The organism is Pseudomonas sp. KH_046_2 (genome assembly GCF_057838985.1).
This window is the reverse complement of record NZ_CM174480.1, coordinates 5337828-5345000: the sequence shown is the minus strand read 5'-3', so window position 1 is coordinate 5345000 and position 7173 is coordinate 5337828. Positions and strand designations below refer to the sequence as shown.

Sequence of the window (7173 nt, the reverse complement as noted above, 5' to 3'; positions counted from 1 at the left end):
TATAAAGCTTAGAAATGAGCATTCCATCGGTTCGATGGTGAATGTTGATTTCTAGTCTTTGACTAGTTCGTTCTTTAAAAATTTGGGTATGTGATAGAAAGATAGACTGAACGTTACTTTCACTGGTAACGGATCAGGCTAAGGTAAAATTTGTGAGTTCTCTTAATTGAGAAATTCGAATTTTCGGCGAATGTCGTCTTCATAGTATAACCAGATTGCTTGGGGTTATATGGTCAAGTGAAGAAGCGCATACGGTGGATGCCTTGGCAGTCAGAGGCGATGAAAGACGTGGTAGCCTGCGAAAAGCTTCGGGGAGTCGGCAAACAGACTTTGATCCGGAGATGTCTGAATGGGGGAACCCAGCCATCATAAGATGGTTATCTTGTACTGAATACATAGGTGCAAGAGGCGAACCAGGGGAACTGAAACATCTAAGTACCCTGAGGAAAAGAAATCAACCGAGATTCCCTTAGTAGTGGCGAGCGAACGGGGACTAGCCCTTAAGTGGCTTTGAGATTAGCGGAACGCTCTGGAAAGTGCGGCCATAGTGGGTGATAGCCCTGTACGCGAAAATCTCTTGGTCATGAAATCGAGTAGGACGGAGCACGAGAAACTTTGTCTGAATATGGGGGGACCATCCTCCAAGGCTAAATACTACTGACTGACCGATAGTGAACTAGTACCGTGAGGGAAAGGCGAAAAGAACCCCGGAGAGGGGAGTGAAATAGATCCTGAAACCGTATGCGTACAAGCAGTGGGAGCCCACTTTGTTGGGTGACTGCGTACCTTTTGTATAATGGGTCAGCGACTTATTTTCAGTGGCGAGCTTAACCGAATAGGGGAGGCGTAGCGAAAGCGAGTCTTAATAGGGCGTCTAGTCGCTGGGAATAGACCCGAAACCGGGCGATCTATCCATGGGCAGGTTGAAGGTTGGGTAACACTAACTGGAGGACCGAACCGACTACCGTTGAAAAGTTAGCGGATGACCTGTGGATCGGAGTGAAAGGCTAATCAAGCTCGGAGATAGCTGGTTCTCCTCGAAAGCTATTTAGGTAGCGCCTCATGTATCACTGTAGGGGGTAGAGCACTGTTTCGGCTAGGGGGTCATCCCGACTTACCAAACCGATGCAAACTCCGAATACCTACAAGTGCCGAGCATGGGAGACACACGGCGGGTGCTAACGTCCGTCGTGAAAAGGGAAACAACCCAGACCGTCAGCTAAGGTCCCAAAGTTATGGTTAAGTGGGAAACGATGTGGGAAGGCTTAGACAGCTAGGAGGTTGGCTTAGAAGCAGCCACCCTTTAAAGAAAGCGTAATAGCTCACTAGTCGAGTCGGCCTGCGCGGAAGATGTAACGGGGCTCAAACCATACACCGAAGCTACGGGTATCACCTTCGGGTGATGCGGTAGAGGAGCGTTCTGTAAGCCTGTGAAGGTGAGTTGAGAAGCTTGCTGGAGGTATCAGAAGTGCGAATGCTGACATGAGTAACGACAATGGGTGTGAAAAACACCCACGCCGAAAGACCAAGGTTTCCTGCGCAACGTTAATCGACGCAGGGTTAGTCGGTCCCTAAGGCGAGGCTGAAAAGCGTAGTCGATGGAAAACAGGTTAATATTCCTGTACTTCTGGTTATTGCGATGGAGGGACGGAGAAGGCTAGGCCAGCTTGGCGTTGGTTGTCCAAGTTTAAGGTGGTAGGCTGAGATCTTAGGTAAATCCGGGATCTTAAGGCCGAGAGCTGATGACGAGTGTTCTTTTAGAACACGAAGTGGTTGATGCCATGCTTCCAAGAAAAGCTTCTAAGCTTCAGGTAACCAGGAACCGTACCCCAAACCGACACAGGTGGTTGGGTAGAGAATACCAAGGCGCTTGAGAGAACTCGGGTGAAGGAACTAGGCAAAATGGCACCGTAACTTCGGGAGAAGGTGCGCCGGTGAGGGTGAAGGACTTGCTCCGTAAGCCCACGCCGGTCGAAGATACCAGGCCGCTGCGACTGTTTATTAAAAACACAGCACTCTGCAAACACGAAAGTGGACGTATAGGGTGTGACGCCTGCCCGGTGCCGGAAGGTTAATTGATGGGGTTAGCTAACGCGAAGCTCTTGATCGAAGCCCCGGTAAACGGCGGCCGTAACTATAACGGTCCTAAGGTAGCGAAATTCCTTGTCGGGTAAGTTCCGACCTGCACGAATGGCGTAACGATGGCGGCGCTGTCTCCACCCGAGACTCAGTGAAATTGAAATCGCTGTGAAGATGCAGTGTATCCGCGGCTAGACGGAAAGACCCCGTGAACCTTTACTATAGCTTTGCACTGGACTTTGAATTTGCTTGTGTAGGATAGGTGGGAGGCTTTGAAGCGTGGACGCCAGTTCGCGTGGAGCCAACCTTGAAATACCACCCTGGCAACTTTGAGGTTCTAACTCAGGTCCGTTATCCGGATCGAGGACAGTGTATGGTGGGTAGTTTGACTGGGGCGGTCTCCTCCTAAAGAGTAACGGAGGAGTACGAAGGTGCGCTCAGACCGGTCGGAAATCGGTCGTAGAGTATAAAGGCAAAAGCGCGCTTGACTGCGAGACAGACACGTCGAGCAGGTACGAAAGTAGGTCTTAGTGATCCGGTGGTTCTGTATGGAAGGGCCATCGCTCAACGGATAAAAGGTACTCCGGGGATAACAGGCTGATACCGCCCAAGAGTTCATATCGACGGCGGTGTTTGGCACCTCGATGTCGGCTCATCACATCCTGGGGCTGAAGCCGGTCCCAAGGGTATGGCTGTTCGCCATTTAAAGTGGTACGCGAGCTGGGTTTAGAACGTCGTGAGACAGTTCGGTCCCTATCTGCCGTGGACGTTTGAGATTTGAGAGGGGCTGCTCCTAGTACGAGAGGACCGGAGTGGACGAACCTCTGGTGTTCCGGTTGTCACGCCAGTGGCATTGCCGGGTAGCTATGTTCGGAAAAGATAACCGCTGAAAGCATCTAAGCGGGAAACTTGCCTCAAGATGAGATCTCACTGGGACCTTGAGTCCCCTGAAGGGCCGTCGAAGACTACGACGTTGATAGGTTGGGTGTGTAAGCGCTGTGAGGCGTTGAGCTAACCAATACTAATTGCCCGTGAGGCTTGACCATATAACACCCAAGCAATTTGCGTCGAAAGGCCAGATTGCGGTGTGTGAAGACGCAATGAACCGAAAGTTCGAAAAACACACAAATCTATTACATACCCAATTTGCTGAAGCGAGGCCATCTGGTCACGACTCAGTACCCGAATTTCTTGACGACCATAGAGCGTTGGAACCACCTGATCCCATCCCGAACTCAGCAGTGAAACGATGCATCGCCGATGGTAGTGTGGGGTTTCCCCATGTGAGAGTAGGTCATCGTCAAGATTAAATTCCGAAACCCCAATTGCGAAAGCAGTTGGGGTTTTGTTTTTGTGCGTGAAAAAACAGAGCTGCTCGTTGCACATTTTGCACAGTTATTTTCAGCTCATGGCACTAGAATAGGTCCAACTTTTTCAGAGTCAGAGCGCTTATGCCGGATTCGGTTGACGCCCAAGGGCTGTCAGAATTACCACTAGAAAATCTGGTTGCCTGCCATGAGTGCGACTTGCTCATGCGTAAACCCGAACTCGCACATGGCGAAAAAGCCCTGTGCCCGCGCTGTGGCTACGAGCTGTATGCCAATCGGTATAACGTCGTACAGCGCAGTCTCGCCCTGGTCATCGCCGCCTTGTTGTTGTTTGTTCCGGCGAATTTTTTACCCATCATGCAGCTCAATCTACTCGGGCAATCTTCGCAAGACACTGTCTGGAGTGGTGTTGTCGCCCTTTTTGACACAGGCATGCAAAGTGTTTCAGTGATTGTGTTCCTGTGCAGCATGGGGATCCCACTGCTCAAGCTGCTGTGCCAACTGGCCGTATTGTTGAGTATCCGTTTCAATGTCGGCCGCAGCTATGGCTTGTTGCTCTATCGCATTTATCACCATATACGCGAATGGGGGATGCTCGAGGTTTACTTCATGGGCGTACTGGTGGCGATCGTAAAACTGGCAGATATGGCAGCCATCACCGTAGGCCTCGGCTTGGCGTGCTTCGTTGGTTTGTTGCTGATTCAAGTCTGGCTGGAGGTCGTGATGTCGCCTCACCAGATCTGGCAAGCGTTATCAGGAGAGGATGCCCATGCGGGCGATTGATGCAGGCATTCTGATTTGCAAGGAATGTCATGAATTGAACAGGCAGGAAGCTGATACCGATGAGCAAGTCTGTACGCGCTGCGGGGCGCTGGTGCATGCCCGCAGCCCGAATAGCCTGGTGCGTACCTGGGCATTGCTGATTACCGCCGCCATTCTTTACATACCGGCCAATTTGTTGCCGATCATGACCGTGAACTCCTTGGGCAAAGGTGCGCCCAGCACAATCATGGCGGGTGTGATCGAGTTGGTGCACTACGGCATGTTCCCCATTGCGGCCGTGGTGTTTATCGCCAGTATCCTGGTGCCCACCTTCAAGCTGGTAGGCATCGCCCTGCTGCTGTTTTCCGTGCAGCGCCGTCAGCCCCTTTCGGCTCGCCAGCGTATCTGGATGTACCGTTTCATTGAATTCATCGGCCGCTGGTCGATGCTCGATATCTTTGTGATCGCCATCCTCGTGGCGGTCGTGAATTTTGGGCGGCTTGCCAGCATCGAAGCCAATCTTGGCGCCATCGCTTTCGCCACGGTGGTGATTCTGACGATGCTTGCCGCAGTAACTTTTGATCCCCGACTGATTTGGGATAACACGGAGTCGGACGACGACCATGACTGATTTGCCTGTAGCGAAAACCCGACCGGCTTCGAACTGGTCTGCCATTTGGGTGTTGCCTCTGATCGCCTTGATCATCGGCGGCTGGCTCGGCTGGCGGGCCTATAGTGAGACCGGTATCGAGATTCAGGTGCGTTTTGAGAGTGGCGAGGGCATTCAGGCCAACAAGACCGAAGTTGTCTATAAAGGCATGTCGGTCGGCAAGGTCAAAAGCCTCAAGCTCGATGACGAAGGCAGTTCCAAAGGTGTGATCGCCAGCATCGAAATGAACAAGGACGTAGAGCCATACCTGCGGACCAGCACGCGTTTCTGGCTGGTCAAGCCGAGCGTTACGCTGGCAGGGATCACCGGTCTTGAGACGCTGGTTTCAGGTAACTATGTCGCCATCAGCCCGGGGGAAGGCGAGCCCGTCCGCAAGTTCAAGGCCCTGGCCCAGGAACCGCCGCTCTCCGATGCCCAGCCCGGTCTGCACTTGACCATCAAGGCCGACCGCCTGGGCTCGTTGAACCGTGGCAGTCCGGTGTTCTACAAACAGATCAAGGTGGGGCAGATCAAGAGCTACGTGCTCTCCGAAGATCAGAGCACCGTTGAGCTCAAGGTTTTCATCGAGCCGACCTACGCCAAGCTGGTGCGCAAGCACACACGTTTCTGGAACGCCAGCGGCATCAGCATCGATGCCAATCTGTCGGGTGTGAAGGTTCGTAGTGAATCCCTGGCCAGCATCGTCGCCGGTGGTATTGCGTTCGCCACCCCGGAAAACCGCAAGGACAGTCCGCCTACCGACCCAAGCCTGCCGTTCAGGCTCTATGAAGACTTCGATGCAGCGGCGGCCGGTATCCGGGTCAAGGTCAAGCTCAGCGACTTCGAAGGCTTGCAGGCCGGTCGTACGCCAGTGATGTACAAAGGCATTCAGGTCGGCAATCTCAAGGCGCTGAAGGTCGATCCAGATCTGTCCGGGGCCACCGCCGAATTGACGATGGATCCGCTGGCCGAGGATTACCTGGTCGAGGGCACACAGTTCTGGGTGGTCAAACCGTCTATTTCCCTGGCGGGGATTACCGGCCTGGAAGCGCTGGTCAAAGGTAACTACATCGCTGTGCGTCCTGGTGACAAGGGTGCTGCACCGCAACGCGAATTCGTGGCGCGGCCCAAGGCGCCACCACTGGATCTGCGTGCGCCGGGCCTGCACCTGGTGTTGTTCACCGAAAACCTTGGCTCACTGGAGGTCGGCAGCCCGGTTCTCTACAAGCAGGTCAAGGTCGGTTCGGTACAGAGCTATCAGTTCTCGCGCACCAAAAAGCAGTTGATCATCGGCGTGCACATCGAGAAGGAATACGAGGATCTGGTCAACGCCTCGACACGCTTCTGGAATGCCAGCGGCATCACGCTCACGGGCGGACTGACTGGTGGAGTTCAAGTCAAAAGCGAATCGCTGCAAAGCTTGATGGCCGGCGGTATTGCGTTTGAAACCCCGGAAGCCAAGGCGCCGCTACAGAAGCGCATTCCACGTTTCCGCTTGTTCGCCAGCCATGACGACGCCACGCAAAAGGGCGAGGTGATCACCATCAAGGTAGACCGCGCCGATGGATTGCATACGGGTACGCCGATTCGCTTCAAGGGCCTGGATGTCGGCAAGATCGAGGACGTTGACCTGAGTGACGACCTGCAATCGGTGCTGCTGACCGCGCGGATTAATGAAGTGCCGGAGCGCATTGCCCGGGTCGGTAGTCAGTTCTGGGTGGTCAAACCTGAGCTGGGCCTGATCAAAACGTCCAACCTCGAAACCTTGGTGACCGGGCAATATATCGAGGTACAACCAGCACCGAAGAGCCTGGGACCGCAGAAGAACTTTGTCGCTTTGGCCGCAGCTCCCGAAACTGCCAAGCAGGAAGCGGGATTGAGTCTGGTGCTGAGCGCAGCCCGTCGTGGTTCGCTGAAGGCCGGCGTGCCAGTGACCTATCGCGAAATCACCGTGGGCAAGGTGACCGGTTATGAGCTGGGCCAGACCGCTGATCGCGTCCTGATCCATATCCTGATCGAGCCGAAGTACGCGCCACTGGTACGCAGCGGTACAAGGTTCTGGAACACCAGCGGTTTTGACTTCGATGTCGGTCTGTTCAAAGGTGCAACGGTGCGCACTGAATCCCTGGAAACGATGATTCAGGGCGGTGTCGCCTTTGCCACGCCGGATGGCGAGCGCATGGGCAGCCTGGCGCGACCGGAGCAGACGTTTGCGCTGTTCGACAAGTTTGAAGAGGAATGGCTGGGGTGGGCGCCGAAGATTTCACTCGGCAAGTAGTTTGATGGTGCTTGTGCTGCCGTCTTCGCGAGCAGGCTCGCTCCTACAATGGATTGCGTTTACGCCGATCTAAAGTG

3 protein-coding genes and 2 rRNA genes are annotated in these 7173 nt (G+C 54.0%); all 5 read left to right on the top strand.

Features of this window, described 5'->3' with window-relative positions; all coding sequences use genetic code 11:
* The first annotated feature begins 231 nt into the window (after positions 1-231).
* The 5 genes from AC3IX1_RS24265 to AC3IX1_RS24245 all read left to right on the top strand — a co-directional run bounded on the left by AC3IX1_RS24265 (position 232) and on the right by AC3IX1_RS24245 (position 7096).
* A 23S ribosomal RNA gene (locus AC3IX1_RS24265) occupies positions 232-3125 on the top strand.
* 144 nt (positions 3126-3269) lie between these two features.
* Positions 3270-3385: ribosomal RNA gene (gene rrf / locus AC3IX1_RS24260) — 5S ribosomal RNA — on the top strand.
* Between the two features lie 145 nt (positions 3386-3530).
* Positions 3531-4190, top strand: coding sequence for a paraquat-inducible protein A (locus AC3IX1_RS24255; RefSeq protein WP_489386099.1), 660 nt, complete (start codon positions 3531-3533; stop codon positions 4188-4190).
* Positions 4177-4800, top strand: coding sequence for a paraquat-inducible protein A (locus AC3IX1_RS24250; RefSeq protein WP_095945250.1), 624 nt, complete (start codon positions 4177-4179; stop codon positions 4798-4800). Before AC3IX1_RS24255 ends, AC3IX1_RS24250 begins: the two co-directional genes overlap by 14 nt.
* Positions 4793-7096: a PqiB family protein gene (locus AC3IX1_RS24245; RefSeq protein ID WP_489386098.1), complete on the top strand. Its 2304-nt coding sequence runs from the start codon at positions 4793-4795 to the stop codon at positions 7094-7096. Before AC3IX1_RS24250 ends, AC3IX1_RS24245 begins: the two co-directional genes overlap by 8 nt.
* The last annotated feature ends 77 nt before the right edge of the window (positions 7097-7173 follow it).